Genomic DNA, 25550 nt, shown 5'->3' with positions numbered 1-25550 from the left:
GCGTTCAGGGTCGCGGCGTCAACGTCACGACGACCACCGTCGAGACGAAGCCGCCACTGTGAGACAGCGACAACAGGGTGTGCCAACCCTCGCGTTCCGCGTGCTCGCGCAACGCACCATGAAACTCGAAGCGCGGGGCATGGCGCGCATCGTGATGCAGCTCCGCATCCGTCCAGAACCACCCGTCCACGGGCGGGAGCGCCTTGAAGAGCGCCTCCTTCGCGGAGAAGCCCGCGGCCAGGCTCTCGTGCGGGGAACTGGCGCGCGCGAAGTGCGCCAGCTCCGCCTGCGTGAAGAAGACGCCCGGCTCGCGAAGCCCCTCCACGGACTCCAACTCGTGGACGGCTTGCAGGTCGTGCCCCAGACCGATCAGCACCCGACCAGATCCATCCAAGTGTCCTCCACCTCCTGCGCGGAGGACACGGTCATGCCGGTGATGCGCTTGAGCGCGTTGAAGATGAGCGCTTCCTTCTTCTCGATCGCATCCGGGCTGTACAGCCCTTCGCGGTGCTCCACCTGGTCCCACCAATTGACGTGCGTGCCGCGAGACTCCACGTGGTCGCGCTTGCTGCCGTGCACCTCGCCGCCCTCGCGCAGGAACAGGTGCGCCACCGCGAAGGCCTCCTTGGCCTTGTACTCGCCGCTGTCCACGAGCGCCTTGGCGAACGCGATGAAGTAATTCATGTGCTGGATCTCATCCGCGCCCACCTGCTTGAAGAGCGCCTTGAGCCCTGGATCCTGGATGACGCGCGCGCAGTGCCCGTAGTTCACCGCCGCGACGATCTCCGAGATGGACAAGAGCGTGAGCGTGCGCAGCATGTCATCGTCCGGGAACACCTTCCGGTACTCGATGAACGTCGCGTCACTGATGGGCTCCAGCTCCAGCATCCGCGAGAGCCGGTTGAAGCTCGTCTCGTGGTGCGCCTCCTCCTCGTTCCAGTAGCGGCTCCACGTGCCGCAGGCCTGGAGGATGGACGCCACCACGTCATTGCGCCCCTGCCACTTGCGGCACTCCGCGTCCGCCAGTCGCTCCAGGCGATCCGCGCCCGGCTTGGTGGTCAGCTCGGCGCGCCCCGCGTTCCACACGAGGTTGCGATCCGACTCGCTCAGCCGCTGGATGTCGACCGCGCCCACCATCTCCATCGCGCTCCAGCGCCGCGACTCGTGCAGGCGCTGTTGCTCCCACGTCAGGTCCACCAGCGTGCGGTTCTCGCGCGTGATGGCTTGATACAGGTCCGCGACGATGACGGGCCGATTCGCCGCGCCGGCCCCCGTCTCGTGCTCTACGTGCCCCGAGCCACCTTGCTCGAGGATGGCCTCCGCGGAGGACTCACGCGCCACGCGAGGGGAAACCGTCGTCATGCGGCCCTCCCCTGCTGAGCCTGCGCCTCCTGGAGGAAGACCTCGAGGACGCGGGAGATGGGCGTGTCCAGCGACAGCGCCGGCAGGCGCACGCGAAGACCGAAGTCCTTGCGCAGCCCGTTCGACGTGCGCGCGAAGGCCTCCATCAAATCCACGCTGTTCGTCATCCGCTCCGATCTCGTGATGAGCGCCGCCAGTGTCAGGTCCTCACCAAAGAGGTCCGACTCCGGTAGGCCCACGTGCTCCGCGAACTTCCTGCGGATGTAGGTCTCCATCTCGTGGATGTCGGGCATGCAGGGTGCTCTCCTTCCCCAGGCCGATAGAAGTGTCCCAACAGAGACAAAATGAAAGTTGAAGATGCGGCAGCGCGAGTGTCAACAGTGCTTCCAACGTTCCGCGGTGGGGAGTGGGCACCGACCCCAGCGCGTTACGCACCCAGGCGGGAGATTTCCTCGGCGGTGAAACCCGCCTCACCCAGAATCGTGCGCGTGTGCTCTCCCAAAGCGGGCGGCTGACGCAGCGGCGTATCGCCCATCCGCAGGGGCGTCAGCAAGTGCGTCACCTTCCGCCCGAGACGAGAGTCCTCGCCTTCCACGAATAGTCCGCGTGAGCGCAACTGAGCGTCCGAGAGAACGTCATCGCCCTCGGCGACGGGCTCCACGCAGAAGTCCGAGCCCGCCAGTCGCTCCTGCCAGGTCGCGAGCGGTTGGCTGGCGAAGAGGTGCTCCAGCTCGGCCCGCACGCGCGCGGAGGCTTCACCTGGCACGTAGGCGTCCTCGAGCAGCTCAGGGCGACCCAGGCGCGCGAGCAACGCGGCGAAGAACTTGGGCTCGAGCGCGCCCACGGCGAGCCAGCGGTCATCCGCGGTGCGGTACAGGCCGTAGCAGGGGTAGCCCCCGTTGAGCGGCTCGCGGCCGCGAGCGAGCGGCGCGCCCTCGGATCCGACAAACAGGCGCGCGGCCAGATGCAGGTGCAGGAAGGCGAGCGCGCCGTCCGCCATGGACACGTCGACGAAGCGCCCCACGCCCGTGCGCGCGCGTTCATGCAGCGCCGCGAGGATGCCCACCAGCGCGAAGAGGCTGCCGCCACCGATGTCCGCCATCTGCACGCCGGGGAACGCGGGCGCGCCATCCGCGGCGCCGCCGTAGCCCAGCAGGCCCGCGCGCGCCACGTAGTTCAAGTCATGCCCGGCCTTGAGGCGATCCGGCCCCGTCTGCCCGTACCCCGAGATGGAGCAGACGATGAGCCGCGGGTTGCGCGCGCGCAGCGTGGCTTCGCCCAGCCCGAGCTTCTCCATCACCCCGGGACGGAAGCTCTCCACCAGGACGTCGTAGTGCTCCACCAGGCGCAGGAGCGCGCCGCGGCCTTCGGGCGTCTTCAGGTTGAGCGTGAGTGAGCGCTTGTTGCGATGCAGGCCGTAGAAGAGCGCGCCCTCGCCATCGCGCTGGGGCGGCATGTGCCGCGTGCCATCTCCGCCTTCGGGGTCCTCGACCTTGTCCACGAGCGCGCCCAGGTCCGCGAGCACCAAGGTGGCATAGGGCCCAGGCAACAGGCGCGACAGGTCCAGCACACGCAGACCAGCGAGCGGCAACGACGACATGCGGGGGATTCTCCTGAGGCTTGAAACAGCGACGGCGCGCCCCTCCCTGCGGAGACAGGCGCGCCGCGCGAGCGGGGAGTCACGCTCCGAAGGGCGGGCTCCCACGCGGGCTGAAGCGGAAGCGGGACCTGCTCAGGCCAGCAGCTTTCCCAGCTTCATGGCGAGGCCCATGTCCATGGGCTTGAACTTCAGCTTGCCCTGCATGGCCGCCATCTGGGGGTTGAGCTGCTTCTGGCGGATCTTCACGAAGTCGTCGTTGCTGCAGCTGACGGTCATCTTCGGGGTGCCTTCGGCGCCCGACGTGACCCAGCCCTCCGCCTTCGTGAGGTCCAGCGTCCAGGTGCCACCGCCGTCGCCGGAGATGGTGAAGTGGATGACCGCGTTGATGTCCTTCGCAAGCTCCGGCTTCTGCTTGAGAACGTTGGGGATATCGGTCTCGAGAATGTCCTTCGAGGTCACGGCGCGCTCCTTGGACTGGGTGTTGATTGGTGAATCAAGACCGCGCAGACCGTAATGGCGCACCCCGAGGAGGTCAAGCCGCTCGACAGCGCTGATCACGCCCCCGTGTTCGCGACGGCGGGCGTCAGGGAGTTGCGAACCATTTCCAACAGGTCGTTCAGCTCGAAGGGCTTGGCGAGGTGGCCCACGGCCCCGATGTCCGCGGCCTTGCTGCCCACGTTGCGATCCGCGCTGAGCACGATGAGCGGAATGGATGCGACGTCCGGGTTCTGCCGCATGCGATGCGCGAACTCCCAGCCATCCATCACCGGCATCATCAGGTCGAGCAGGATGAGGCGCGGTGGATCCGGCTCCAATCGCTCCAGGGCTTCCTTGCCGTTGCGAGCGCGGCGAATCTCAAAGCCCTCGGCCTCCAGGATCTCCGAGAGGGCTTCGAGGATATCGGGGTCATCGTCCACGACGAGGACCACAGGCGAGCCAGGTTGCTGTCCATTGAGCGAGCTCAGAGCCGTCTCCCCGATGCGCTGCCAGTGCCAAGCTTCCATCATCCTCGCGCTGGCCGCCGCAAGAAATCACGCGCGCCCACGCCGAGCGGGCGCACGTTGCAAAACCGACAATCGCTGCCCACCCTTCCGCTGACTCGCAGCCCGGGAGGTCGCGCGCGTGAGGGGAGCCGAGGACATGGCGGCGGAGGGCGGCTCGGACGCCCCGGGGCTCGTGTTGCTGCCTCGGCGGGGAGCCCCCCGACTGCTCGGTCGCGCCCTGCTGGATCACCTGGGGCTGGAGATGCTTCCGCCCGACGTGGGCTCGCTGTCGCAGCTGCTGGAGGCCGCCGGCTTCCGTCCGCGCCCCGGCAACACGCGCCTGTGGGAGCGCGAGGGCCGCGTGGTGCTCGCGGGCGAGGAGTGGCTGGAGGACGACGCGGCCTGGCTTGGGTGGACCGTGCTGCCCCCGTGGAACGAGGACCGGGTGGACCGCCAGGTTCGCTACCTGGGCATGGCGTCGCACGACCTGCGAGGCTCGCTGGCGAACATCCGCTCGTATGCGGCGCTGTTGCTCAATGGCCGCGTGCCGCTCGAGCCCAAGGCGCAGCGCGGCCTGGAGACCATCCTGCGCAACGCGGACCGGGCGCTCGCCTTCTCGCAGGACTTCTTCGACGCGAGCCGCGCGGACCTCGGCTCGCTCGCGTGTGAGCGGGAGCACCAGGCGCTGCTGCCCGTGCTGGAGGCCGCCGTGGCCCGTGCTCGCCCGGCGACCGAGGGGGCTCACGTCTCACTGGGGCTGGACGCCCCCCTGCCGCTGCCCGAGGTCGAGATGGACGCAGGTCGCATCCAGCACGCGGTGGAGGCGTACGTGCACCACCACCTGCTGCATGCCCAACCTGGAGAGCGCATCCGCGTGAGCGCCCTGCCCGCGGGCTCCCGAGTGCGCGTGGCGGTCCGGCGCGACGGCGTCGCGCTTCCCGAGCAGGATGCTGCCGCCATCTTCCTGCGCGAGGAGCGCGCGTTCCGCGAGCGCAAGCTGGAGGATCCGCTCCGCGTCCACCTCGCCCGACAGGAGATTGAAGCGCACGGTGGCACCGTCGGCGTGGAGACGGATGCACAGGGCAGCACGCTCTACTTCACGCTGCCTGTAGAGGCGCCACTTCAACCTGGTCCACCAGCGACCATCCAGGCGTGACACCCCCACTGGAGTTGCTGGCGGACGGACCGTCCCATGGCTATGCTCCGCCCGTTTTAACTGCGAGGAGCGGTACGATGGGACTGAAGCTGCCTGAGTTGATTCTGATTTTCGCGGCGCTGCTGCTGCTGTTCGGGGGCTCGCGTCTGCCGCAGCTCGGCGCCTCGCTGGGAAGCGCCATCCGCAACTTCAAGCGCGGATTCAGCGGGGATGAGCACCAGGATGCGCCCGAGGAGAAGAAGACCGGCGCGCTGGCCAGCGCCTCGTCCGTCGAGAAGGACGTCGCGGCCAAGTCTCACAGCCACCAGGGTTGAGCGGTCCGCCAGCGAGCCGCTGGCCCGTCCCCCTGAAGCCGCCGCCCGCTCCCCTTCGGCCCCTGCTGCCGGAGTGAGCGGGCGTTGCCTTTTCAGGCGAGCTGCCGTCCTGCCGCTCGACCTGGGAAGGCCCGGACGGAACCGGGCCCTCCCGAGTTCACGACGCTAGTCGTTGGACTTGCCGCCCTCGTACAGGGCGTCGATGGTCGACTTGTACTTCTGGCTGCACACCTTGCGCTTCACCTTCATCGTCGGCGTCAGCTCACCGGACTCCTGGGTGAAGTCCGCCTCCATGACGGCGATCTTCTTGATGGTGGCGTACGGAGGCGAGTCCGCGTTCACCTTCTTGATGATCTCCTCGACCGCGACCTTGATCTCCGGGCGGCGCGCGTTCTCCGCGTAGGAGCCCACGGGCAGGCCCTTGTCCTGGAGCAGCTTGCGCGCCGGCTCCTCCGCCACGGTGATGAGGGACACGAGGAACGGCCGCTTGTCGCCGTACACCATGGCCTGGCTGATGAGCGGGAACGTCTTGAGCGTGTTCTCGATGTTCTGCGGCGCCACGTTCTTGCCGCCCGCCGTGACGATGATGTCCTTCTTGCGGTCGGTGATGCGCAGGTAGTTGTCCGCGTCCAGCTCACCGATGTCGCCCGTGTGGTACCAGCCGTCCGGCTCCAGCGCCTCGGCGGTGGCCTGCGGGTTCTTGTAGTAGCCCTTCATGACGCAGGGGCCACGCACCAGGATCTCACCGTCCGGAGCGATCTTCACCTCGGTCCCCGGGATGGGAGGACCGACCGTGCCGATCTTCACCTTCTCCGCCCGGTTGGCGTTGCACGGCGCGGCGGTCTCCGTCAGGCCGTAGCCCTCCAGCACCTTGAAGCCGAGCAGATCGAAGAAGTAGGCGATCTTGTTCGACAGCGGCGCGCCGCCGGAGATGAAGACGCGCATGTTGCCACCCAGCTTCTCGTCCAGGGTGGCGCGCACCTTGGAGAACACCAGGCGCTTGGCGAGCATGAAGCCGAGCGAGTTGTACTCCCGCCCCTGCATGCGCGCGTCGGCGTACTCATCGAAGAGGCCGAAGGCCCAGCGGGCCAGCCGGCCCTTCATGCCCGGCGCCGAGGCGGCGTTGGCCACCACGTTGTTGTAGACCTTCTCGAAGACGCGCGGCACGGACGGCAGCACCGTGGGCCGCGTCTCCACCAGGTTGGACAGCAGCTTGTCCACCGACTCCGCGATGATGAGCCGGTAGCCCATGCTCAGCCACGCGGCCTTCGCCACCTGCGCGAACACGTGCGCCAGGGGGAGGAAGAGCATCACCGAGTCGCCGGGCACCATCAGTCCCATCGACTGGGTGGCCTGCGCCTGGTACGCCCAGGTGCCGTGGGTGAGGATGACGCCCTTGGGGTCACCCGTGGTGCCCGAGGTGTAGATGATGCAGTTGGTATCGTCTGCGCCCACCTTGGCCACGCGCTCGTCGAACGCGGTGGGATGGGCCTCGTGCTCGGCCTGCCCCTGCTTCATCAGGTCCGCGAGCTGCATCTCCACGCCGCCGGCCGCCACCTGGCCATCCTGCACGACGATGTGACGCAGCGAGGGACACTCGGACAGCCGCTGGCGGATGCGCGAAAGGCGCCCGGCCTGCTTCGCGTCCTTCTCGTCGGAGTCGACGAAGAGGAGCACCGTCTCCGAGTGGTTGATGATGTAGCGACACTCGTCCGGCGTGTTGGACGAATAGATGGGGACGGTGATGGCCTGCGCCGCGCTGATGGCCAGGTCCCAGACGATCCACTTGAGGCTGGTGTTGGCGAAGATGGCCACGCGATCGCCCGGCTTGATGCCCTGGGCGACGAGTCCCGCCGACACGATCTTCACTTCGTCCAACACCTGCCCGAACGTCACATCCTGCCAACGCCCATCCACCTTGTGGGTGAGCCCCGCCTTGGAGGCATTCTGGGCGCGCTGGATGAGCAGTTGAACAAGGTTCTGCTCCTGCGACCCGGAAGCGGCAGTCACCGCTGCGACCTGACTCTCTGCCCTCACTTGAGCTCCTCCTCGATGTCGGCTTCGACCTTCTTGGCCCATTCCTGGATGCGCTGGCCCTCGGGAGGGTCGAACGCGGTGCTGCCTTGCTTCACCTTCAGGATCGCTTCGCGCGCCTGCTTGGCCTTGCCGTCCTTCAGCAACGTCTCAGCCAAGTAGTAGTTCGCCCGGAGCATCTCCGGAAACTTCGCGATCGCCTTCTCATAGAACGCCGCGGACTTCCCCAGGTCTCGCTTGGGCCACGGCAGCTCGTAGTGGTAGCGGCCCTTCGCCAGCCAGGGTGAGCCCCGGGCGAACGTGGGGTCGATGCGGAGCGCCGCATCCAGTCGCTCGTTGAACTTGCTCTCCAGGCCCTCGCCCAGGGCCTTCATGACCCCGACGGCCTGCGAGTAGGCGCCGATGCCCGCGGCGGCGTAGTAGTGCCCCTCCACGCGGTCCGGGGCGAGCTTCATGGCCCGCTCTCCGAGATCCCACGTCTGGCGCCCCAGCACACGCTTGAGCTTCGACTCCATGGCGCCATCGGCTTCCCACTGCCGGATGCGCGCCGTGCGCCACACCAGCTCGTAGTCGTCCGGAGTCGCCTCCATTGCCTTCTTGAGCGCGTCCTCCAGCTCCTTCACCGTCGCGGCATCACCGCGCTTGGCGTAGAGGGCATCCAGGGTCGCGAGGAGCTCGGAGTCCGCAGCCTGTGCTGGCAAGGCCGCGAGCAGCAAAAGGGCAAGCAATTTCAGGCGCATGGACCGTCGTGTTACCACGCACGCTCGCCCACCAGCAACCCGGAGCGTCCCCTGCTTCCCCGCAACGACACGGGCGGAACCAGCAGGGCCAGCTCCCCTGCCAGTCCCGCCCGGATGGGGGACGCACGACGTCCTGGGGGCCTCAGGCGGCGTCCGCCGTGGCCGTGTGCTCCTCGTTCTCGTTGAACGCGGAGAGGTAGCGCTCCAGGAAGTTCTTCGTCTTCAGCTCGACCTGGCGCACGCGCTCGCGCGACACACCCCAGCGCTGCCCCAGCTCTTCCAGCGTGAGCGGCTTGTCCTGAGTAAGCCGCTCCGTGAGGATGTCCCAGCCCAGGTCGCCGATGCGCTTGCGGACCTTGGCGAGGGCCTCCTGGATCTCCGTGTCCTGCTCGCGCGACAGGAACGTGTCCTGAGGCGAGGGGCCGTTGTCCTCGATGCGATCCAGGAAGGTCGTCTCGCCTTCCTCGTCGATGGTGGCGTCCAGCGAGAAGTCCACCATGCTGCCACGCTCTGCTTCGCCGCCGCGCACCTGGCTGCGGTTGTCCTTCAAGTAGCGGGTGATGTAGGCCCGAATCCACCACACCGCGTACGTGGCAAAACGCACATTCTTTTTGGGATCGAAATGTTCGATCGCCTTCATGAGGCCCACGTTGCCTTCCTGGACGAGGTCATCCAGGCGTGCACCGCGATTTGCGAACTTCTTGGCGACCGCGACCACGAACGCCAGGTTGGAACTGGCGAGCGTCTGCCGAGCGCTCTCGTCACCCTTCCGCGCCAGCCGCGCCAGCTCGTACTCCTGCTCGCGCGTCAATTGCTGGTGCCCCCCCAGGTGACGCAGGTATTGCGACAGTCCCTCTGCCGCATACTTCGTCGAGTTGGCCATGATTTCCCGTCCTCCGTTCAAATGCAGCCGGAAGCGCTCGTCCCCCGTCGAAACGCGTCCGCATGCATCTAGGACGCGCAACGACGGAAAGGGTTTCTCATTCCTGCCAAGGGGGCATTCCACGCCCTTAAGCGTGTCAAAAGCCCATCATGCGCATCGCCTTCTCAGGACTTGGAACGTGAGAAGCGCGACGCACACACGGGGTTCGAGCGATCCGGCCCACTGACTAGGAACGCTTGGGCGCGGGGAACATTTTCTCCGGGTTGAGCAGGCCTGATGGGTCAAAGAAGGCCTTGAGCCGTCGCTGCAGATCCAGCAACGCCGCGGACTGCTCCAGCGCCAGATATTCCCGCTTGGCGTGGCCTACACCGTGCTCGCCGGTGATCGTTCCACCCAGCTCCACCGTCATCAACAACATGCGGCGCAACGCTTCTTCCACCAACGAACGTTGAGCGGGGCCGTCGTAAAGGATGTTCGCGTGGAGGTTGCCGTCGCCCGCGTGGCCGTAGGTGGCGACAGTGAGGCCCAGCTCGGCGCCCATGGCCTTCAGGCGCTCGATGATCTCCGGGATTCGCGAACGTGGGACGACGATGTCCTCGGAGATCTTCGCGGGCTTGAGCGCTCGAAGGGCGGGAGAGATGACCCGGCGCGCGGCCCACAGCTTCTCTCGCTGCGAGTCGTCCTGGGCCACGAGTGACTGTGTGGCCCCCTGGCGATCGCAGATGTCCCCCAAATGGGACAGCTCGGCGAGGACGCCCTCCTGCGAGTTGCCGTCCACCTCGACGATGAGCGCGGCGCCCGCGCCCGGAGGAAACGCGAAGCTCCCGCGGTGGACGATGGCGGCGATGGCCACATCATCGATGAGTTCCAGGCAGCGGGGCAGGATGCCGGCAGCCAGCACCGCGGACACGGCGCGCGCGGCACTCAGCACCGAGGGGAAGACGATGAGCGCCGTCATCACCCGCCGGGGCAGCGGGATGAGCTGGAGGATGATCTCGGTGGCGACGCCGAGCGTGCCCTCCGAGCCCACGAAGAGGCCCACGAGGTCATATCCCGCCACGCCCTTGATGGTGCGGCGCCCCACCTGAAGGACCTCGCCCTCCGGCGTAACCCAGGTGAGTCCGATGATGTAGTCGCGCGTGACGCCGTACTTGAGCGCGCGAGGGCCGCCTGCGTTCTCCGCGACGTTGCCCCCCATCGTGCAGAACTCCCACGAGTTGGGATCCGGTGGATAGAAGAGGCCTCGCTCCTCCACCGCGCGCATCAGGTCCCCGGTGATGACCCCGGGCTCGACCACCGCGGTCAGGTCCTCCACCGAGATGGCGCGGATGCGGTTCATCCGCTCCAAGCTGACGGCCAGCCCACCTCGCAGGGGCAGCGAGCCCCCGCTCTTGCCACTGCGCGCGCCGCACGGAGTGAAGGGCACGCCGTGCGCCTGGCACTGCTTGAACACAGCGGAGACCTGCGCGGTGTCCTCCGGAAAGACGACGGCGTCCGGGAGGAACTCCCCGCTGTCCGACTCGTCACGGCCATAAGCCGCGAGCGTCTCCACATCCTGGCGCACCTGCCCGGGCGCGAGCACCCGCGCGAGGTCCTCCAGGAGCCTCGCCACGCGCGCAGGCTCCACGCGAGTGAAGTGCGCGCGCTCCGTCATCGCCGCGCTCCCAGTCGAGCCCACAACTCACGCCGCAGCGGTCCATCGCGCCGAAGGCGTCCTTCATAGGCCTCCGCATGCGTGGTGGCGTCCCGCTGGTGATCGCCACGCAGGCGCAGGCAGGACTGCTCCGCCTCGATGATGCAGGCGGTGGCGGGACTTCCGAGCACGCGGGCCAGCGAACCGGCCACGTGGCGAGCGAGATCCTCTTGGAGGATGAGCCGGTGGGCGAAGCAGTCCACCAACGCGGAGAGACGACCGAAGCCCACCACACGCGAGCCCGGCACATAGGCCACGTGCGCGCGCCCCGTGAAGGGCAGCAGGTGATGCGGGCACATGGAATGGAAGCGCAGGTCCGTCACCACGACCATCTCCCCGGAGGAATCCGGCGGCGCGGGGAAGGTCTCGCCCAGGGCGGACTCAGGCGTCTGGAGATAGCCGTCCAGGAACTCGTGCACCCAGGCCTCGGCCACACGCTCCGGGGTGTCCACCAGATTGGCGTCCTCCAGCGGGAGCCCCGCGGCACGCAGGAACTGCCCCACCGCCGCGGCCATCGCGGTCGGATCGGGCCTCGCGGCTCCAGCGGACGCGCGCGACGAGGGGGCGGGACGACGACGGACTCGGGACGAAGGCACGGGGTGGCGACTCCCTGGCGTTGGCCAGCGTTCAGACGGCGGGGAAGCTACCCGAAGCGTCCACGAGGATCTCGTCGCCTCGCATCGCCACTTCATAGATGCGAACACGAACGCCTGAGCGCTCGGGGCAGACCCCCGTCCGCAGGTCGAACGGCCAGGCATGCAGCGGGCAATGAAGCAGGTGCCCCGCGACGTCCCCCTGGGACAGCGGGCCCCCTCGGTGAGGACAGGTGTCCGCGAGCGCGAACACCTGCTCGCCCACCCGCACGAGCGCAACAAATGCGTCACCCACGCGCACCACCGCGCGGCCTCGCGCATCCAGGTCCGAGAGTCGCGCCACTGGAATGAACTGCCCGCCCGCTTGTCCGTTCATGAGGAGTCACGCTCTCAACGCACCGCGCCCTGCCCCATTTCCAGCGCGCCGAGAACGCAGCGCCGCATCCGTGGATTCGGCCCGCTGGCCGAGCCGCCTCGCCTTGACACCCTTGAACCCCGTCAGTAGAGCAAGCAAGATCCCTCTCCTGCCCTGATGCCCACGCGCTCCCACAGCCTTGCCCGCATCGTCGCGACGTTGCTCGTCGCGTTCTGGGCTGTCCAGCCGTTGGGCATGGTGCTGCATGTCCAGGAGCATGCACACCGCTTCTGCCCCGAGCATCAGGCTTTCGAGGAGAGCGCGCGCGGCACGAGCATGGGGATGGCGCGCCTCGCGGCGAGCGCGCCCACGCTCTCGAGTGTTCCCGCCGCGGTGGCGGACTCGACGCGTCCCACCCACGAGACGTGCCCCATCCTCACGGGCGCCCCGCAGTTGCAGGCCCTGCACGCTGACTCGGGTGTCCGCCCGCAGACATGCTGGACGGTGAGCCCGCCGGCCACTGCTCCGCCGACTCCGTTCACCCCCCTCGCTGTCCTCGACACCGCTCCGAAGGCCTCGCCGCCCGTGCGCTCGCTGTCCGCGTAGCGCTTCGTTGGCCATTGCAGGTCTTTTGCGTCGACGTCCGCCCTGGGCAGTTCGCGGGCGTCCGGTTTCGAGGAGCATCTCGTGTCATTTCCGTCGCGCCAGGTTCCTGGCGTTCTCATGGGCATTGCGCTCGCCCTGGGCCTGTGTGGCTCGGCCGCGCGCGCCCAGCAGCCGCAGTCTTCCCCTCCCTCCGACAACTCCCCGCCTCCTGAATCGAGCACCGAGGCCCCCACCCTGAGTCCCGAGGACATGGCGGAGATTGAATCCGCCGTGGGCAAGGACAGCTCCGGCAAGCCACCGGCAAGCTCGGGGGCCTCACCTGCCTCACCCACCGCGACGGATGACTCGGGGATAACGCCCCTGAAGCTTCCGTCTGCGCTGAGTGGCGGCAACAACCTCCTGGACCTGAGCTTCATCCTCGACATCGCTGCGGCGGGCTTTTCCTCCAAGGAGCCCTTGCAAGGCGGCGGGCACGACCCCACCTCCAACGGGTTCAACCTCCAGCAACTGGAGCTGTCCATCGGCTCGGTGGTGGATCCGTACTTCCGCTTCGACAGCAACCTCGTCTTCAGCCAGTTCGGCGTGGAGATTGAAGAGGCCTACGTCACCACCCTGGACCTTCCGGCCAACCTTCAGCTTCGCGCCGGACAGTTCCTCACCCGCTTCGGCCGCATCAACTCCACGCATCCCCACACGTGGGACTTCGTGGACCAGCCGTTCGTCATCAGCCGGGACTTTGGCGGCGAGGGCAACCGAGGGCTGGGCGTGGAAGCCTCCTGGCTCACCCCGCTGCCCTGGTACGTCGAGGTCGTCGGCAGCACCACCGACGCGAAGGGCGAAGGCACCGCGCGCAGCTTCTTCGGCGCGGCGAACGAGCGGGTGCTCTCGCCCTGGGATCTTCAGTACACGGGCGCCCTCAAACAGTTCTTCCCGCTGAGCGATGACCTGTCCCTGCTCTGGGGCCTGTCCGCCGCCACGGGGCCGAATCCCACCGGGTACCGCAACCACACCAGCATCTACGGGACGGACGTGTATCTGAAGTTCCGCCCCATCCGCGCCGAGAGTTCCCAGCAGCTCGTGTTCCAAGCGGAGGTCCTCTACCGCCGGCGCCAGGTTCCGGACGACCTGCTCACGGACTGGGGCGGCTACGCGCAGACGGTGTGGCGCTTCGCCAAGCGGTGGGGCACGGGCGTGCGCTACGAGTTCGGGACGCCCGCGCACAATCGCGCGGGGCTCGTCGCGGAGGATCCGCTCGATCCCGAGTGGACTACCAACCGCCAGCGCATCTCCGCGCAGGTGACGTACTGGCCCACCGAGTTCTCGCGCCTGCGCCTGCAGGCCGCCACGGACCGGGTGGGCTGGCGCGACACGCCAGACTACTCGGCCTTTCTCGCGCTTGAAGTCGTGACGGGTGCCCACGGCGCCCATGCCTTCTGACCCATCCAGGAGCCCCTGACATGCGATTCATCTCTCAGCTCGCGGCCCTGTGTGCCGCTGTCGTGTCCCTCTTCGCCGCGCCCGCGCTGGCGGAACTCAAGGTCGTCGCCACCCTTCCTGACCTCGCCGCGCTGGCGAAGGCGGTGGGCGGAGACAAGGTGGAGGTCCAGTCCCTGGCCCTCCCCACGCAGGATCCCCACTTCGTGGACGCCAAGCCCAACCTCGCGCTGGCCCTCAACCGCGCGGACCTGCTCATCGCCGACGGTCTGGATCTGGAGATCGGTTGGTTGCCCACGCTGCAGATCGGCGCTCGCAACAAGAAGATCCAGACGGGCAACCCCGGCCACCTGGACGCGTCCCAGTTCGTCCGCGTCCTGGAGGCGCCCACCGTAAAGGTGGACCGCAGCCAGGGCGATGTGCACCCCGGCGGCAATCCGCACTTCACCTATGACCCGCGCGCGGCGCTCGCGGTGGCGAAGGGCATCGAGGCGCGCATGGAGCAGCTCGATGCCGCGAACGCCGCGACCTACAAGGCCAACCTGGAGAAGTTCAGCCGTGAGTTGGAGGCGGCGCGCACGGGCTGGGAGAAGCGACTCGCGGGCCTGCGCGGCGCCCCCGTCATCGCGTACCACAAGACGACGGCGTACCTGCAGGACTGGCTCGGGTTCGACACCATCGAGTTCCTCGAGCCCAAGCCCGGCATCCCGCCCAACCCGTCGCACGTGGCCCAGGTGCTCACCGTGGGCAAGACCAAGAAGGCGCGCCTGGTGCTGCGCGAGGAGTACTACCCCGACGGCACCGCGCGCCTCGTCGCCTCCAAGATTCCCGCGCCGCTCGTCGTGATTCCCGGTGGCACCGACTTCCGCGGAGGGCAGACGTACCTCCAGCACATGGAGGACTTCGTGACGAAGCTCGAACAGGGCCTCGCCGGGAAGGGCAACTGACGCCATGCGTGCCACACGACTCCTTCCCCTCCTCCTCCTGTCGGGATGCGCGCTCGGAGACGGCGAGGGCTTCGCGGTTCTGGAGCCCTCCGTTCGCGCGGGCTACGTCACCCCTGCCGACCGCGACGCGGGTCAGGGCTATGCGCGGCTCGCCTCGGATTTTCAGGTGAGGCTGACCCACGCCACGGTGACGTTGGGTGACATCGATCTGCTCGCGAGTTCGGGCAGCAGCTCGGGCACCGCCTCGTTCGATCCCGCGAACCCGCCCGAGGGCTACACGCTGTGCCACGGTGGCCACTGCCACCGGGATGACGGTGCCCTCATCCCCTATGACGAAGTCGCGGCCGAGCTGAGCGGCGGTGGCGTCAGCACGCGCACCGTGGCGAGCCTGCCGGTCGAAGCGGAACTCGACCTGCTCGCGCCCGAGGCTCGCGCGCTCACGTGTCAGCCCGGATGCGAGCTTCCGCAGACCACCGTGACGAAGGGGCGGTGGAGCGTCACCGCGCTGCGCCTCACCGGCACCGTGCGCGACACTCGCGCCACGCCCCGAGTCCAGGGCGAGCGCGTCTTCCGACTCACCCAGCTCACCGCTCCCGATGGAGACGAAGGCGAGCCCGTGGCCGTGCTGAACAACGCCCTGGATGTCCCTTCGGATCGAGAGAACAAGCCGCGCGTTCTGCTCGGACTCCAACTGGAGGTGACGCCCGCGTTGTTCGATGCGGTGGACTGGTCCGCGGTCGTGCCCGCTGCGGATGGCGTGCTGGATCTCGACACGCCCGCGAACGAGGCCGTGCGACTGGCGCTGCTCGCGAACGTGGCCCGGCTGGGCCCTACCTCGGAGGTGAAGCGTGAAGGCCGGTGAGCCGGAGACGTCGAGCGCGGGGGCCTCACACCTCCCCGCCGAGAAGGCGCTGGGCGAGCCGCTCCTCACCTGCGAGAAGCTCGTCATCGGATATGGCGGCAAGGCGATGTTGCCGCCCATCGACCTGACGGTGCGACGCGGGCAGTTCGTGGCCGTCATCGGACGCAATGGCTCCGGCAAGAGCACGTGGTTCAAGACCCTGCTGGGCTTGATTGAGCCCGTGTCCGGCTCCGTCGATCGGGCGGGGCCGCATGTGCGCAGTGCCTATGTGCCGCAGACGTCCGCCATCGACGCGCTGCTGCCCGTGCGCACGCGCGAGCTGACGGCCTGGGGCCGGCTGTCGGGATGGAACTTCCTGCGCCCCTTCGCCGCGCGCTCGGACCGCCATGCGGTGGACACGGCCATCGATACGGCGGGAGCTCGCGCCATCGCCCACCGTCCCTATCGCGAGCTGTCCGAGGGGCAGAAACAACGCGCCCTCCTCGCGCGCGTCATCGCCACAGAGGCCGACCTCGTGCTGCTCGATGAGCCCACGGCCGCCATGGACGCAGTGGCCGAGCGCGAGACGATGCAGCGCCTGTGCGCACTGTCGCGCGAGCGTGGGCTGGGCGTCGTCGTGGTGAGTCACGACCTCATCGTGGCCGCCGAGCACGCCGATGTCCTCCTCTTCGTCGACCGAGAGACGTCCGCCATCGTGATGGGCGATGCGCGCACCGTCTTCTGTCACCCCGCATTCCGCCGCCAGTACGGCGACGACTACTGCCAACGCGCACCTCCGGGACCACACCGTGGAACAGACGCTGGTTGACCCTTCCAAGTGGGAGCAGTTCCGCGCGGGCTGGGAGCTGTTCCGAGATCCCATCCTGTGCGCGCTCATCGCAGGCTGCGTGCTCGGCTTCCTCAGCGTCTACGTGGTGCTGCGGCGCATGGTGTTCGTCAGCGCGGCCGTGACGAACTCCGCGGGCCTGGGCGTGGCGCTGGCCTTCTATGCGGAGATCCACCTGGGTCAGCATGTGGAGCCCGTCGTGGGCGCCACCTTGCTGGCCGTGGCCGCCACGCTGCTGCTCATGGTCGAGCCCGCTCGACTGCGGCTCTCTCGCGAGAGCTTGCTGGGCATGGCCTATGCGCTGACAGGCGGAGCGGCCATCCTCGTGGGCGACCGCATCTCGCAGGAGGCCCATGACATCCAGGGCATCTTGTTCGGAACCGCGGTGCTCGTGACGCCCGAGCAGTTGGCGACGGTGGCCATTGTCGGCGGCCTCGTGCTGTTCATCCACCTGTGGTGGTACCGAGGGCTCACCTTCGCGAGCTTCGACCGAGTCGGCGCCAGCGTTCAGGGGCTTCCCGTTCGCGTGCTGGACACCGTGCTCATGGTGTCCATCGGCGTCATGGTGGGCGTGTCCACGCGGGCACTGGGCTCGCTGCCCGTGTTCGCGTTCTCCACCGTGTCCGCCATCGCCGCGCTGGTGTTGGACCTGCGCCTGCCCTGGACGTTCCTCGCGGCCACCCTCGCCGGGGGCATCGCGGGCGTGGGTGGCTATCTGTTCGCCTACTTCAACGACTTTCCGGTAGGCGGCTCGCAGACAGTCGTGTCGGCCGTGCTCGTGGGGCTCGCGATGGCGGTTCGACTGGTGCGCAACGCGGTGAGCAAGCCGAGCTGAACCGCGAGTTCAGCGGACCGCGGCGGAGATCTTCTTGAACTCGGGCGTGCCCGCGCGCCCGAGCAAGTCGAAGAGCGCGGCCTCCACCGTGAGGATCCGCGCCCCCGCGTCCCGCGACAGCTCCAGCCCCACGCGCCGATCCTCCGCCGTGCGAGAGAGGACGGCGTCCGCGAGGAGGTAGGGCTCGAAGCCTTGCTCCGCGAGGTCGCGAATCGTCTGGAAGATGCAGATGTGCGTCTCCATGCCCACCACCAGCACCTGACGGCGCGGCCCCAACGCGGAGAGCACCTCGGGCACGGCGGCGCTGAACTCCAGCTTCTCCACCGGCTTCACGTCCCCCAACCGCATGCGCAGCAGCGAGTGCGTCGGCCCGAGCCCCTTGGGGTACTGCTCCGTGACGAGCACCGGCAGACCGAGCGCTCGCGCGCCTTCGATGGCCGCGTTCGTTCGGGCCAGCATCCGGTCCAGGTCGTCCCGGTCCATCACCGCGCACAGGCGCTCCTGGATGTCCACGACGAGCAGCGCGGTCTGGTCCTGCTTCAGGCGAAACGAAGGCATGGCGTCTCCTGGGAACCGGACGCCTAGAAATGCGAATGCCTCGCGCGCGTCAAGCGCCACGCGGGGACACCCTCGTCTCCGTCATCGGCAGGACAGCGGTTCTCGAACGGGCGACGGCACGGGTTCGTGTTCGCCCAGTCACCCATGGCACCTGTCGCTGGCCGCTCGCCATCTGCTTGGGCACACGTGGAACAAGGGAGGTGCCCGCGTGAAGTCCTCCTCTTGCTCCGGTCATCGGAGCGACACCGCGTTCACTCCGAACTCCGGTGCCAGCGCGCGCGGCCTGCGTCACCGCGCCCACGCTGGCACCTCCCTTGTTCCGCGCGACGTGCAGCACGTTGTGTCGCCACGTGTGTCACGCCGCGATGGACCATCCCCCACGCTTCCGTTGCTTCACTTCATGGCGCGACGACGGGGGCCTCGCGCGTCGGCTCGAAGCCTCTTCGGAGCACTCGTGAGGAGCCTTGCAAACGTTCCGCGCACGGCTCGTCCGCGCGTGGATCCGTCTCCTCGGGGGCTCAGCAGTTCCATGGCCGTCTTGCGTCGTCGTCCGACTCCGACTGGGCAGCCATGGACTTGCCGTGCCCCGTCGCGGCGTACGTCATCGGGGAGAATGCGCGCGGCTCTGGCCATGGCTCAGTGCGCATGCCCGTGCTCGCCCGATTCCTCGATGACGAGCGAGACCTGATTCACCGGCGTCGGGCCGAAGGTCAGCGTGTGCGTGCCCACGCCGAGCGGCACGACGTGGCGGCCTCGGATGTCCGTGCACGACGCAGAACTCGTCGCGTGCTCTTCCACCTCGACGACCTGTCCTGCCGACGTGGTCACCGTCACGGGCACGTCGGCGCTCGTGAAGAAGACGTAGTCCTCGGCCGCGGTCACCGCGAACGAGACAGCGCCCCCCTTTCCGCCCGTTGCGTCCTGCAGCGCGATGTCGTAGCGCTTGTGGTCGTTGCTCACCGCGGGCCCCGCGCCCTCGCGCACGGCGGTGATGCTGACGCCGGGCCCTTTCTGCAAGTGCTCACACCCCTCCTCATCGACAGAGGACGAAGTGGCCGGATCATCGCCACACGCGGCGAGCAGCGAGGTGAACAGCAGGACTGCGGGCAGGGACTTCTTCATGGTGCGACTCCAGTGTGATGCGACGTGAATGGGGCGCACGACGCCGCACCTCGTCCCCAAGGAGACGAGTCACGGCGCGCGCGCAGCACTGCGGTGAGACCGAAGGGAGCCCACGCGAGGCCGGCATCCGCCGAGCACGGTCCGCTCAGCAGCGCATCCGACGGCGCGACACCTCAGGACGCGGGCACGCTCATCGCGCGCACGAGTCCTAGCGGTCGAGCCTGGATGGCGCGCGCCTGCCACGGGGCACACGAGGGCCCTCGCGCACGGACACGCGCACCGGACGTGGACTCAGACGCGCGGAGGTGAGGACTTGGGGGCGAGCCGCAACCGCTCCACGGGCTCCGCGTGGAAGCGGAACACGGCGAGCGCGGGACTGGCTCGGGAGGACAACACCTGCGACTGCAAGATGCCCGGCGCCGGAGCGGGCGCCTCTCGGCGGAAGAAGGCGTGGTGGCAGTGCGCCTCTGCGCCGTGCCCCACCCCCATCGCCCGTTTCGATTGGGCGAGGCGGACGTCATCGAACGCCGCTTCCAGCGCCTTCTGGCGTCCGTCTCGGGCCACCTCGTCCAGGTGGATCACCTCGCCGTGCTCCAAGCAGGTGACGTGCTGGACGAGCGCGAAGTGCAATACGCTTCCCGCGTAGGCCATCGCGCACACGAGCACCAGCGCCAGCATTCCTGGGCGCTCGGCTCGGTGTCTCGGATGGGGATGGCGGCGGAGCATGCTCACGTCAACGCAGTTTCAACTGAAAATGAGTTGCGTTTGTAAGCCAGTCTACGCTTGCGCGCAAGCTTGGACCCCGTGTCCACTCCCGACACGACGACCTCCACGGTCGATGGCGCGCCCTCGCACGTGAACGGCGTGACGCCCGCCCCCGCCCGCTCCCTGCGCGGGCGGGCGCGTGTCGGATGGCAGGAGCCACTGCCCTACCGGGAAGAGTGGCCCCGCCCATGCGTTGGTGGGTGGACCACCCCTGCCCCTTGGACGTAGGGTCCGCGCCGTGCAAGAGCTACTGGACGTACTTCGGAGACAGGCGCAGCACTTCGGGCCCGAGCTGGCGCGCGTGGCCTATCAGCGCGGGCTCGCCGTGACCAAGCCGGACGGCAGCACCCGGCCCATCCCCGTCACCGCCACGCCGGTGATCCTCGACGCGGCGGAGATCCGTCGTCGCGCGGGACTCTCGGCGCACCTCGCCTCGGCCACGGTCAAGATGACCCGCGCCGTGCTCGATGGGCCGGACGCCGAGCTGTTGCTGGGCGCGCTCTCGCCCCTGGAGCGCTCGCTGGCGGAGCGCACCTGGAGGCAGGCCACCCGCCTGGCCACCACCCGCGTGGACTACTTCGTCTCGGGTGGGAAGCCGTGGGCGCTGGAGGTCAACGCCACCATCCCGGCCATGCAGGGCTATTCGGACATCGCGGCCCGGACCTTCATCGAGGTCGTGGGCCGTCACTTCCGCTATCCCGAGAAGGGGCTGGGCGCGCTGCTCGCGCTCAATGGCAGCAATCCCCTGGCGCTCTACCGGGCGCTGCTGGAGGGTTACGCCGCGGAGCGCGCCGGGAAGATGCCCGAGACGGTGGCCCTCCTCTGCCGCCGCAATGATGCGCAGGTGTCCGAGCTGCGGTGGCTGTGCGAGCGCTTCCGCGAGTACGGCGCCGACGCGGACGTGGTGCATCCGGACGAGGTGTCCGGTGACGACGCGTTCATCGTGAAGGGCAAGCGCTACGACCTGGTGTACCGACACCTCTTCGTTCGCCGCTTGGAAGAGACGCCGTCGCCCTGGGTCCAGGACTTCCTGGGCGTGGTGCCGGGCAAGAAGGCGGTCTTCCTGAATCCCCCCGCCTCGCAGGTCGAGGTGAAGACGACGTTCGCCCTGCTCTCCCAGGCGCTGACGGAGCCCGCGCTCGCCGAGCGCGCGAAGCTCACGCCCGAGGAGCTGGAGGCGATTGCCGCGTCCGTGCCCTGGACGCGGCCGTTCCGGCACATGCCGGGCACCGCGCCGGATGGCTCGCGCGTCTCGGACGTGGTGGCCACGGTCATCGCGGACCCCAGCCGCTTCGTGCTCAAGCGCTCGTGGGACTACGGCGGCAAGGCCGTGTTCCTGGGGCGCTCGGTGGGCACGGTGCCCTACGAGGAGCGCGTGAAGGCCGCGTATGGGTCCTCGCTCACGTGGGCGGAGCTGTGCGAGCGCGCCGCCACGGATCCCGCCGGCGGCGGCTACGTGGTGCAGGAAATCGTCGACACCACGCCCGAGGATCACCTCCTCTGCGGCGAGAACAGCGTGCTGCCCACGTCATTCTTCGTGGACTACTCGGCCTATGCCTCTGTTGGACTAGGGAAGCAGCCGGCCTGGGGAGGCGTCTGCCGGGGCTCGATGTCCGAAATCGTCAACATCGTGGGTGGGGGTGGCGTTCTTCCCCTCATCACCACCGAAGTCGCGTCCAAGCTTTTGACCGCGTGGAAGGCGATTTAAAGCGTCTCAAGTACGGGAAGGCGCTTTGAAGCGCCTCAAGTGCAGGAAGGCGCTTTGAAGCGCCTCAAGTGCGGAAGAGAGAGAACACACATGGCCTGGGAAACTTCTGGCTGGCAGACCGCCGAGTCGCCGACGGCGAACGAGCTGTTGATGCAGCAGTCGCAGCGCGCGTTCATGACCCGCGTGTACGCGTGGATGTTCGTGGGCCTGATGATCACGGGTGCCACCGCGTTCGCGACAGTCGCGAACGAGGCGTGGCTCACCACCGTCCTGCAGTGGCGCTTCGGGTTGATCATCGCGCAGCTGGGCCTGGTGCTGGTGCTCTCGGGCATGGCGCCTCGGCTGTCTGGCCCGGTGGCGGGCGCCCTGTTCGTGGCCTATTCGGCGCTCACGGGGACGACGCTGTCCGTCATCTTCCTCGTCTACACCATGGGCTCCATCGGGCAGGCGTTCTTCCTGGCCGCGGGCGTCTTCGCGGCGATGGCGCTCTACGGCACCTTCACCAAGAAGGACCTCAATGCGTGGAAGAGCTTCCTGTTCATCGGGCTCGTCGGCATCGTGCTGGCTGGCGTGGTCAACCTGTTCCTGAGCAGTGACGGGCTCGGCTTCGTCACCGCCTGCGCCACGGTCCTCGTCTTCGCGGGCCTCACGGCGTACGACAACCAGAAGCTGCGCCAGTACCACGCGAGCAGCGGCTTCAGCAGCGCCGCGACGCTCAGCATCGTCGGCGCGCTGATGCTCTACCTGGACTTCGTGAACCTGTTCCTCGCGCTGGTCCGGCTGCTGGGCAAGCGCCGCTAGTCCACGCAAAATTCGCGGTCCCCCAGGCGGGGCGCTGGCGTGCCACCCCGGCACGCATCAGCGCTCCGCCTTCGTCTTTTCAGGGCCTACCCAGACATCCAGCAAACGTCCGCGAGTGATCACGACCGGTTGCGCGAGCGTGACGCTACATGCAACGCCACCGTGTCAACACGATGGTGAACGGCGCTATTGCCACGGCGGCCGGCACGCTCTAGATCGGCGCCCCTGCCCGTCCGCACGCCTCACGGTCAGCCGCCCCAGCACGGTTCCTTGCCGGTCCAAAAAACCCTCCACCAAGTGGGTAGGCAAATGCCCAGCACTATATATTGTGGAGACCTGGGACTGGACGGGGGTGCTGGGCCCTTCGGACACGGCCACGCAGGCAGTCTCGGAGCGGGCACCTCCCTCTGGAGTTCGAGCCCTTCCAGGCAGGCGGCCTGGGTGCGTGACGCGGGCGCCACACGGGCCCTGCGAATCCTTTCGCGAACCCCCGAGAGAACCCTCGGAATCTCGCGACATTAGCGTTTTGCAAATTTTGCATCAGCACTCTGAGTGGACATTGGAGGCCGGCGACATGGAGACGGAGCTGAGCGCGAATCCCGCGTTGAATGGGTCGGAGCGGCGTAGGACGAAGGGCAAGGCGGAGGGCAGCGCGACGACGGGGCTGACCGTGGAGCGTTTCTTCACGACGCCCGGCGTGGATCCGGCCGATGAGCTGGCGTGGGAGTACCGCAGCGCGAACATCACCGGCGAGGACGGCAAGGTCGTCTTCGAGCAGAAGGACATCGAGGTCCCGCGCCCCTGGTCGATGCTGGCGACGAACGTGGTGGCGTCGAAGTACTTCCGTGGGACGCCGGGCACGCCCGAGCGGGAGTCGAGCGTGCGCAAGCTGGTGGCGCGCGTGGTGGACACCCTCACCCACTGGGGCGTGGACGGCGGCTACTTCAAAAGCGACGCGGACCGCGATGCGTTCCACGCCGAGCTGACGCACCTGCTGCTGCGCCAGAAGGCGGCGTTCAACTCGCCGGTCTGGTTCAACGTGGGCGTGGAGGAGAAGCCGCAGTGCTCCGCGTGCTTCATCAACAGCGTGGAGGACTCCATGGAGTCCATCCTCGGGCTGGCGCGAACCGAGGGCATGCTCTTCAAGTACGGCAGCGGCACGGGCAGCAACCTGTCCTCGCTGCGCGGCAGCAAGGAGCTGCTCGCGGGCGGTGGCACCGCGTCCGGCCCGGTGTCGTTCATGAAGGGCTTCGACGCGTTCGCGGGCGTCATCAAGAGCGGCGGCAAGACGCGGCGCGCGGCGAAGATGGTCATCCTCAACGCGGACCATCCCGACATCCTCGAGTTCATCCGGTGCAAGTCGTCCGAGGAGAAGAAGGCCTGGGCGCTCATCGAGGCCGGGTATGACCCGTCGTTCAACGGCGAGGCGTACGCGTCGGTGTTCTTCCAGAACTCGAACAACTCGGTGCGCGTCACCGACGACTTCATGAAGGCCGTGGTCAACGACGCGCCGTGGACGACGCGCGCGGTGCGCGACGGGCGCGCGCTGGAGACCCATCGGGCCCGCGACCTGTTCCGGGAGATCTCCGAGGCCGCGCACCTGTGCGGCGACCCGGGCCTCCAGTTCGACACCACGGTGAACGCCTGGCACACGTGCGCGGGCACGGCGCGCATCCACGCGTCCAACCCCTGCTCCGAGTACATGTTCCTGGATGACTCGGCCTGCAACCTGGCGTCGCTCAACCTGATGCACTTCCGCACGCTGGAGGGTGGCTTCGATGTCGCCGCCTTCAAGCACGCGGTGGACGTGGTGCTGCTGGCGCAGGAGATCATCGTCGGCTTCAGCCGCTACCCCACGGACCGCATCGAGCGGAACAGCCACGACTACCGCCCCCTGGGCCTGGGCTACGCCAACCTGGGCGCGCTGCTGATGGCCAGCGGGCTGCCGTATGACTCCACCACGGGGCGCAACTACGCGGCGGCCATCACCTCGCTCATGTGCGGCGAGGCCTACGCGATGAGCGCTCGCATCGCGGGCAAGCAGGGTTCGTTCGCCGGCTACGCCAAGAACGCCGAGCCCATGCTGGGCGTCATCCGCAAGCACCGCAAGGCCGCCTACGCCGTGCAGCCCGAGGGCGTGGGCGCGGAGCTGTTCGAGGCCCAGCGCCACGCGTGGGACGAGGCGCTGTCGCTCGGCACCGAGCATGGCTTCCGCAACAGCCAGGTGACGGTGCTCGCGCCCACGGGGACCATTGGCTTCATGATGGACTGCGACACCACCGGCATCGAGCCGGACATCGCGCTCATCAAGTACAAGAAGCTGGTGGGCGGCGGGATGCTGAAGATCGTCAACCAGACGGTGCCGTTCGCGCTGGAGAAGCTCGGCTATCCGCAGACGCAGGCGCACGACATCGTCGCGTACCTGGATCGCCACGACACCATCGAGGGCGCGCCCTTCCTCAAGACCGAGCACCTGCCCGTGTTCGACTGCGCCTTCAAGCCCGCCAAGGGACAGCGCAGCATCGCGTGGATGGGGCACATCCAGATGATGGAGGCGTGCCAGCCGTTCCTCTCTGGCGCCATCTCGAAGACGGTCAACATGCCCACGGACGCCTCGGTGGAGGACATCGAGAAGGCGTACCTGGAGGCGTGGAAGCGCGGCCTCAAGGCCATCGCGGTGTATCGCGACGGCTGCAAGCGGACCCAGCCGCTCAACACCTCCGCGCAGGCCTCGGCGCCGCAGCCTGCCGCTGCCCCCGAGGTGGCGCCCGCCGTCACGCCCGAGCCCCACGCGCAGCGCCGTCGCCTGCCGGACGAGCGCCAGTCCATCACGCACAAGTTCTCCATCGGCGGCCATGAGGGCTACCTCACGGTCGGCATGTACGAGGACGGCACGGCCGGCGAGCTGTTCGTCGTGATGGCCAAGGAGGGCTCGGTGGTGAGCGGGCTGATGGACAGCTTCGCCACCAGCGTGTCGCTGGCGCTCCAGTACGGCGTCCCGCTGCGCGTGCTCGTGGACAAGTTCATCCACACGCGCTTCGAGCCGAGCGGCTTCACCGGCAACCGCGACATCCCCATCGCGAAGTCCATCACCGACTACATCTTCCGGTGGCTCGCGCTGAAGTTCATGCCTGCGGAGCAGGGTCAGGACGAGGTCGAGGTGTTGCCCGTCCTCACGCAGGGCTCGACGGTGCCTGTCGCGCAGGCACAGCCCGCGACAATCCAGCTCCCCGTGCAGCCCTCGCGCAGCACGTGGCGGAATCAGGCGGACGCGCCTCCGTGCCACACGTGCGGCGCGATCATGGTGCGCAGTGGTGCCTGCTACAAATGCGCGAACTGCGGCACCACGAGCGGGTGCAGCTGAGCCCACGCG

General features: G+C 68.1%; 26 protein-coding genes. 11 read left to right on the top strand and 15 right to left on the bottom strand.

Annotation, left to right across the window (positions count from 1 at the left end; translation table 11 throughout):
- Nucleotides 1–4: 4 nt before the first annotated feature.
- From JGU66_25995 to JGU66_25970, 6 genes are all read right to left on the bottom strand, one after another.
- Nucleotides 5–376, bottom strand: coding sequence for a 4'-phosphopantetheinyl transferase superfamily protein (locus tag JGU66_25995; protein ID MBJ6764243.1), 372 nt, complete (start codon nt 374–376; stop codon nt 5–7).
- Nucleotides 370–1362, bottom strand: a complete 993-nt coding sequence (locus JGU66_25990) for a ferritin-like domain-containing protein (protein ID MBJ6764242.1) — start codon at nt 1360–1362, stop codon at nt 370–372. Before JGU66_25990 ends, JGU66_25995 begins: the two co-directional genes overlap by 7 nt.
- A complete protein-coding gene (locus JGU66_25985; protein ID MBJ6764241.1) occupies nt 1359–1655 on the bottom strand; it encodes a hypothetical protein in 297 nt (98 codons plus the stop codon). The genes JGU66_25990 and JGU66_25985 overlap by 4 nt, the downstream gene beginning before the upstream one ends.
- A gap of 134 nt (nt 1656–1789) precedes the next feature.
- Nucleotides 1790–2962, bottom strand: coding sequence for a CoA transferase (locus JGU66_25980; protein MBJ6764240.1), 1173 nt, complete (start codon nt 2960–2962; stop codon nt 1790–1792).
- Between the two features lie 132 nt (nt 2963–3094).
- Nucleotides 3095–3421, bottom strand: coding sequence for an SCP2 sterol-binding domain-containing protein (locus JGU66_25975; protein ID MBJ6764239.1), 327 nt, complete (start codon nt 3419–3421; stop codon nt 3095–3097).
- A gap of 95 nt (nt 3422–3516) precedes the next feature.
- The gene (locus JGU66_25970) at nt 3517–3966 is read right to left on the bottom strand and encodes a response regulator (protein MBJ6764238.1); all 450 of its coding nucleotides are present in this window, start codon (nt 3964–3966) and stop codon (nt 3517–3519) included.
- Between the two features lie 136 nt (nt 3967–4102).
- Here JGU66_25970 and JGU66_25965 point away from each other — a divergent pair, with 136 nt between their 5' ends.
- Nucleotides 4103–5101: a HAMP domain-containing histidine kinase gene (locus tag JGU66_25965; protein ID MBJ6764237.1), complete on the top strand. Its 999-nt coding sequence runs from the start codon at nt 4103–4105 to the stop codon at nt 5099–5101.
- A gap of 77 nt (nt 5102–5178) precedes the next feature.
- A complete protein-coding gene (locus tag JGU66_25960; protein MBJ6764236.1) occupies nt 5179–5415 on the top strand; it encodes a twin-arginine translocase TatA/TatE family subunit in 237 nt (78 codons plus the stop codon).
- Nucleotides 5416–5580: 165 nt separating this feature from the next.
- Here JGU66_25960 and JGU66_25955 read toward each other — a convergent pair whose 3' ends face one another.
- The 6 genes from JGU66_25955 to JGU66_25930 all read right to left on the bottom strand — a co-directional run bounded on the left by JGU66_25955 (nt 5581) and on the right by JGU66_25930 (nt 11734).
- Complete coding sequence (locus tag JGU66_25955) at nt 5581–7452, bottom strand: long-chain fatty acid--CoA ligase (GenBank protein MBJ6764235.1); 1872 nt, start codon at nt 7450–7452, stop codon at nt 5581–5583.
- Nucleotides 7449–8189 (bottom strand): hypothetical protein, encoded by a 741-nt coding sequence (locus tag JGU66_25950; GenBank protein ID MBJ6764234.1) that lies wholly within the window; start codon nt 8187–8189, stop codon nt 7449–7451. Before JGU66_25950 ends, JGU66_25955 begins: the two co-directional genes overlap by 4 nt.
- 142 nt (nt 8190–8331) lie before the next feature.
- On the bottom strand, nt 8332–9072 hold the full coding sequence (locus JGU66_25945) for a sigma-70 family RNA polymerase sigma factor (GenBank protein MBJ6764233.1): 741 nt from the start codon (nt 9070–9072) through the stop codon (nt 8332–8334).
- Nucleotides 9073–9298: 226 nt separating this feature from the next.
- The gene (locus JGU66_25940) at nt 9299–10726 is read right to left on the bottom strand and encodes an FAD-binding protein (protein MBJ6764232.1); all 1428 of its coding nucleotides are present in this window, start codon (nt 10724–10726) and stop codon (nt 9299–9301) included.
- A complete protein-coding gene (locus tag JGU66_25935) occupies nt 10723–11457 on the bottom strand; it encodes a GTP cyclohydrolase I (GenBank protein ID MBJ6764231.1) in 735 nt (244 codons plus the stop codon). The genes JGU66_25940 and JGU66_25935 overlap by 4 nt, the downstream gene beginning before the upstream one ends.
- Nucleotides 11393–11734 (bottom strand): nitrite reductase (NAD(P)H) small subunit, encoded by a 342-nt coding sequence (locus JGU66_25930; protein MBJ6764230.1) that lies wholly within the window; start codon nt 11732–11734, stop codon nt 11393–11395. Before JGU66_25930 ends, JGU66_25935 begins: the two co-directional genes overlap by 65 nt.
- Nucleotides 11735–11890: 156 nt before the next feature.
- Here JGU66_25930 and JGU66_25925 point away from each other — a divergent pair, with 156 nt between their 5' ends.
- The 6 genes from JGU66_25925 to JGU66_25900 all read left to right on the top strand — a co-directional run bounded on the left by JGU66_25925 (nt 11891) and on the right by JGU66_25900 (nt 17223).
- A complete protein-coding gene (locus tag JGU66_25925; GenBank protein MBJ6764229.1) occupies nt 11891–12319 on the top strand; it encodes a hypothetical protein in 429 nt (142 codons plus the stop codon).
- An 81-nt stretch (nt 12320–12400) separates the two neighbouring features.
- The gene (locus JGU66_25920) at nt 12401–13756 is read left to right on the top strand and encodes a zinc-regulated TonB-dependent outer membrane receptor (GenBank protein MBJ6764228.1); all 1356 of its coding nucleotides are present in this window, start codon (nt 12401–12403) and stop codon (nt 13754–13756) included.
- 20 nt (nt 13757–13776) lie between these two features.
- Nucleotides 13777–14700, top strand: coding sequence for a zinc ABC transporter substrate-binding protein (locus JGU66_25915; protein MBJ6764227.1), 924 nt, complete (start codon nt 13777–13779; stop codon nt 14698–14700).
- A gap of 4 nt (nt 14701–14704) precedes the next feature.
- Nucleotides 14705–15562 (top strand): hypothetical protein, encoded by an 858-nt coding sequence (locus tag JGU66_25910; GenBank protein MBJ6764226.1) that lies wholly within the window; start codon nt 14705–14707, stop codon nt 15560–15562.
- Nucleotides 15563–15668: 106 nt separating this feature from the next.
- Nucleotides 15669–16370, top strand: a complete 702-nt coding sequence (locus tag JGU66_25905) for a metal ABC transporter ATP-binding protein (GenBank protein MBJ6764225.1) — start codon at nt 15669–15671, stop codon at nt 16368–16370.
- Nucleotides 16351–17223, top strand: a complete 873-nt coding sequence (locus JGU66_25900; GenBank protein MBJ6764224.1) for a metal ABC transporter permease — start codon at nt 16351–16353, stop codon at nt 17221–17223. Before JGU66_25905 ends, JGU66_25900 begins: the two co-directional genes overlap by 20 nt.
- A gap of 9 nt (nt 17224–17232) precedes the next feature.
- Here JGU66_25900 and JGU66_25895 read toward each other — a convergent pair whose 3' ends face one another.
- The 3 genes from JGU66_25895 to JGU66_25885 form a co-directional block, all read right to left on the bottom strand.
- Nucleotides 17233–17781, bottom strand: coding sequence for an isochorismatase family protein (locus tag JGU66_25895; GenBank protein MBJ6764223.1), 549 nt, complete (start codon nt 17779–17781; stop codon nt 17233–17235).
- 636 nt (nt 17782–18417) lie between these two features.
- Nucleotides 18418–18903, bottom strand: a complete 486-nt coding sequence (locus tag JGU66_25890) for a hypothetical protein (protein MBJ6764222.1) — start codon at nt 18901–18903, stop codon at nt 18418–18420.
- Between the two features lie 291 nt (nt 18904–19194).
- Entirely contained in the window at nt 19195–19581 is a 387-nt protein-coding gene (locus JGU66_25885) for a hypothetical protein (protein MBJ6764221.1), read from the bottom strand.
- Between the two features lie 325 nt (nt 19582–19906).
- On the opposite strand from JGU66_25885, the gene JGU66_25880 reads away from it, so the two are divergent.
- The 3 genes from JGU66_25880 (at nt 19907) to JGU66_25870 (ending at nt 25541) form a co-directional block, all read left to right on the top strand.
- Nucleotides 19907–21376 (top strand): hypothetical protein, encoded by a 1470-nt coding sequence (locus JGU66_25880; GenBank protein ID MBJ6764220.1) that lies wholly within the window; start codon nt 19907–19909, stop codon nt 21374–21376.
- A 90-nt stretch (nt 21377–21466) separates the two neighbouring features.
- Nucleotides 21467–22177: a Bax inhibitor-1/YccA family protein gene (locus JGU66_25875; GenBank protein ID MBJ6764219.1), complete on the top strand. Its 711-nt coding sequence runs from the start codon at nt 21467–21469 to the stop codon at nt 22175–22177.
- Nucleotides 22178–22751: 574 nt separating this feature from the next.
- On the top strand, nt 22752–25541 hold the full coding sequence (locus tag JGU66_25870) for a vitamin B12-dependent ribonucleotide reductase (protein ID MBJ6764218.1): 2790 nt from the start codon (nt 22752–22754) through the stop codon (nt 25539–25541).
- Nucleotides 25542–25550: the final 9 nt, after the last annotated feature.

This window comes from Myxococcaceae bacterium JPH2 (assembly GCA_016458225.1).
GTDB lineage: Bacteria > Myxococcota > Myxococcia > Myxococcales > Myxococcaceae > Citreicoccus.
Note: the sequence above shows the minus strand (reverse complement) of the source record. Positions and strands in the feature narration are given on the sequence as shown.